The sequence below is a fragment of the Alkalibacterium sp. s-m-28 genome (assembly GCF_054658175.1).
Map to the genome: position 1 here is coordinate 1 of NZ_BAAGIQ010000137.1, position 3,670 is coordinate 3,670.

A 3,670-nucleotide genomic window follows, 5' to 3' on the forward strand; every position below is an offset into this window, starting at 1 on the left:
GTGCATTTTGTCCACAGATTTTTGCTGTGGACAGTCAAAAAGCTCGAGGCTTCCATGTTTTCCACATGTGAATTCCTCGAGCTTTTGGTATATAAAGTGTTGTTATAAATTTTGGGCAAATTCAAAAGCTGTCTGTATTGACTAAAAGCTCCCCCTGTGCTAATATAAAGATAAGAATTCTGAGGTGTACGCGATGCCAAACTACTGTGTTGACCGAACATTGTATTAAAACATTGGGATTCTAAAGGAAGAATTGATGACATGCCTTATCACTTGGAAGTCAGATATTTTTCTGGTGAAGCCCACCTGCTATTAGCGGGTTCAACCTAAACTGGCATACTACCGGCACCATCGGATTTCTTATACTTAGTACGAGACAGAGCGAAGATTAACTCTTCGCTCTTTTTTGGTTATCTATCCATTCTCTAATCGTTTCTGTTAGCTATTGTCCGGTCTTTTATAGTATAATCAGTATATAGAACAAGAGAGGATGTGGATAGAATGTTACAGGAATATAAGTCTATTATGGTGGCAATCGATGGGTCTACTCAGGCAGAAAAGGCCTTCAAAAAAGCAGTCGAAGTTGCCAAACGTAATAATGCCCAGCTTGTGCTCGCTCATGTCATTGATACACGGGCGTATCAGTCATTTTCTACCTTTGATGGGTCAATCGCTGATAACGCACGAGTGGAAGCGAAGAATACCTTAAACGAATACAAAAAGTATGCCGAAGACAAAGGTCTGGATAATGTAAAAATAGTATTGGAATATGGATCTCCTAAAGTCATGATTGCCAAGCAGATCCCTCAATCGGAACATATCGACCTGATCATGCTCGGTGCCACGGGACTGAATGCTGTTGAACGTATCTTTGTTGGGTCAGTATCTGATTATGTAATCAGACAGGCGTCTTGTGACGTCATGATTATTCGTACAGATCTGGACAACAAGCTCGACTGATTTATTCTCTGATATTATTTATAGTAATCAAGTCCTGAAGGGAGACTGTTCAAACTCTTCAGGGCTTTCTTCTATGCCTAAATGCCCATTCTCTATTCTTTCCTTAAATTCTTTCTGTCTAAAAAAAGTGCCTGAGTTCTCTCAGGCAGATCTTTTTAATTTGTCTTCTTTAGCTGTTTCTGAATTTCTCTACATCCCTTGCAATCATGACTTCTTCATCTGTTGGAATAAGGAACACTTTAACTTTGGAGGAATCAGATGAGATTTCTCTTTCTTTACCACGTACATTGTTTTTCTCATCATCGATTTCTGCTCCCAGGAAGGTCAGTCCATCGATCACATTCTTACGAGTATCTGATCCATTTTCTCCAATGCCTGCAGTAAAGACAATGGCATCTACACCATTCATAGTCGCAGCATATGATCCGATGTATTTTCTGACACGATCTTCAAAAATACGAAGAGCCAGTTCAGCTTTTTCATTAGTAGCTTCTGCATCTTCAAGGTCTCTCATGTCACTTGATATGCCTGACAAGCCTTTCAGTCCAGATTCGTTATTTAGAATATAGATCATGTCATTGATAGACTCGATGCCTTCTTTTTCCATCAGGAATGGAAGCAATGAAGGATCAATGTCACCAGAACGTGTACCCATGGTCACTCCTGCAAGTGGGGTGAATCCCATAGATGTGTCTACTGATTTTCCGCCATCAACTGCAGTGATAGATGCACCATTACCTAAGTGACATGTAATGATTTTTGTGTCTTCAATTGGTTTTCCAAGCAGTTCAGCTGCTCGTTCAGCAACATATTTGTGGCTGGTTCCGTGTGCACCGTACTTACGGGCATTATGCTTTTCGTAATATTCCATTGGAATGCTGTAAAGGTAGTTCACTTTAGGCATAGTCTGATGGAATGATGTATCAAATACAGCTACACTAGTAATATCTGGAAGAATTTTACGGAAAGCCTTGATTCCAGTAGCGTTAGCCGGGTTATGAAGCGGAGCAAATTCAGATAGTTCTTCGATCTGATTGATGACTTCATCAGTTACTAGAGCTGAATCTTTAAAGATTTCTCCACCAGCAACCACACGGTGTCCCACACCAGTAATTTCATTGAAATCACTTAAAATGTTCCATTCTTTAAGCTGTTCAAGAAGCATTTCAACTGCCACTTCATGATCAGCGATATCGACAACTTGTTCGAATTTTTCGCCGTCATTGTATTTGATAGTAAAGATCGAATCATTCAGTCCAATTCTCTCTACGATTCCTGAAGCTAGTACGCTTTCTTCCGGCATAGTGAAAAGTTTCCATTTCAAACTTGAGCTTCCAGCATTAATTGCAATTGTCTTTGACATAATATATATGCTCCTTTTAGTTTATTTAATCCCTTGTTCCTTTTTCCACTTCTTAATATCCATTAAGAAGGTTTTGAACGCTTCTTTATTGGATAAGCTTGGAGAAGTAGCGATCAGCACTTCTTTAGCCTGTCTGCTCTTTTCTCCTTTTTTCTGAACGATCAGTATGGATTTTCTGGACTGTTTATTCTTGAACCATTCATTGGGCAGATGAATGAATCCCTGAACATATCCTATACTCTGAATAAATGAAAGCAGTCCTTTAACTTCTTCTGACTCAAACGTGCTTGTAGGCATGAGATAGAAAGCCAAGCCATCTTCTTTCAAGTAGTTAAGACCCTGCTCTACCAGTAGAAAATGACTATATGAGTAGCCTTCCTCAAATGAAGTACTGAAAGTATTACCCTCTAATTCTATCGGATAATACCCTACAGGTAAATCAGAAAGCATGATGTCTGCAGGATCCATCAGTAAAGGCTGAAGCGCGTCCTGATGCATCAGTTCGATCGGCATACCCAGTAATGCAGCTAATGTCGATGTTAAAGATATTAGCAGGTCATCATTATCCACACCTGTGAATCTAAATTTATTTTTAGAGGATTCCAGATTACTGAATAGTGTATACATCAAGTTGCCAGTGCCGACTGATAAATCAGCTATATGGGCGGGCTGGTCGAAATCGTATAGAAGTTCGATCAGATAACTGAAAATAATGCCGATGGCATCTGGAGTTGGCTGATGGTTCGGCTGAAGCAAGTCTTCCTTGGCCGCTTTGATCAGAATAAGCTGAATAGCCTGTTTTCGTTCTTCAGGGGTCAGTGCAGTCAGTGTCAAACGACTATATATATCGATCAACTGTTTCTGAGCCTCTTCCCCGGGCAGACCATTCTCCACATGAATATCTCCGTCATCCAGGATATTCTCACCTGTTTCGATCAGGGCTTCAATATAAGTTGAATCAAGCTCTTTTCTGATGAGTTCTGTGGAATCATTCAACACAGAAAAAAAACGTTCTACGTTATTTATGTCCAAAAAAAATTATCCTTTCATCTTTTAAGGTGGTCAACAGCGAGTAAGATACTTGGGATAAAAAGTTAAAGCAGATTTAGTTATTATTAGTAAGGGTATCTATAGACATTTTAACTCATTTACTCATTATTCACAAGATTAATAATTGGTGTATGTACATTCTGTCGTATGACATCCTGTCATCTTATCGTAAAAATCAAAACCACCAGTGTGAACTGGTGGTTTGCTCTGCGGCTGAAAGCCTCTCTTACCGGCCTCGGCCTGAAAGGCCCACTGAGTGGGTTTCCCTTATGCACCACACTTACTCACTGATTCTAA

At 39.8% G+C, this 3,670-nt stretch carries 3 protein-coding genes and 1 other RNA gene; 2 read left to right on the forward strand and 2 right to left on the reverse strand.

Annotation, left to right across the window (positions count from 1 at the left end; translation table 11 throughout):
• Positions 1–173: 173 nt before the first annotated feature.
• Both ssrS and ACYQ4S_RS11175 read left to right on the forward strand, forming a co-directional pair.
• A non-coding RNA gene (ssrS, locus tag ACYQ4S_RS11170) (6S RNA) lies at positions 174–362 on the forward strand.
• Between the two features lie 139 nt (positions 363–501).
• Complete coding sequence (locus ACYQ4S_RS11175) at positions 502–960, forward strand: universal stress protein (protein WP_346024466.1); 459 nt, start codon at positions 502–504, stop codon at positions 958–960.
• Between the two features lie 169 nt (positions 961–1,129).
• Here ACYQ4S_RS11175 and ACYQ4S_RS11180 read toward each other — a convergent pair whose 3' ends face one another.
• Both ACYQ4S_RS11180 and ACYQ4S_RS11185 read right to left on the reverse strand, forming a co-directional pair.
• The gene (locus ACYQ4S_RS11180) at positions 1,130–2,323 is read right to left on the reverse strand and encodes an acetate/propionate family kinase (protein WP_346024873.1); all 1,194 of its coding nucleotides are present in this window, start codon (positions 2,321–2,323) and stop codon (positions 1,130–1,132) included.
• A 21-nt stretch (positions 2,324–2,344) separates the two neighbouring features.
• Positions 2,345–3,355 (reverse strand): class I SAM-dependent methyltransferase, encoded by a 1,011-nt coding sequence (locus tag ACYQ4S_RS11185; RefSeq protein WP_346024872.1) that lies wholly within the window; start codon positions 3,353–3,355, stop codon positions 2,345–2,347.
• Positions 3,356–3,670: the final 315 nt, after the last annotated feature.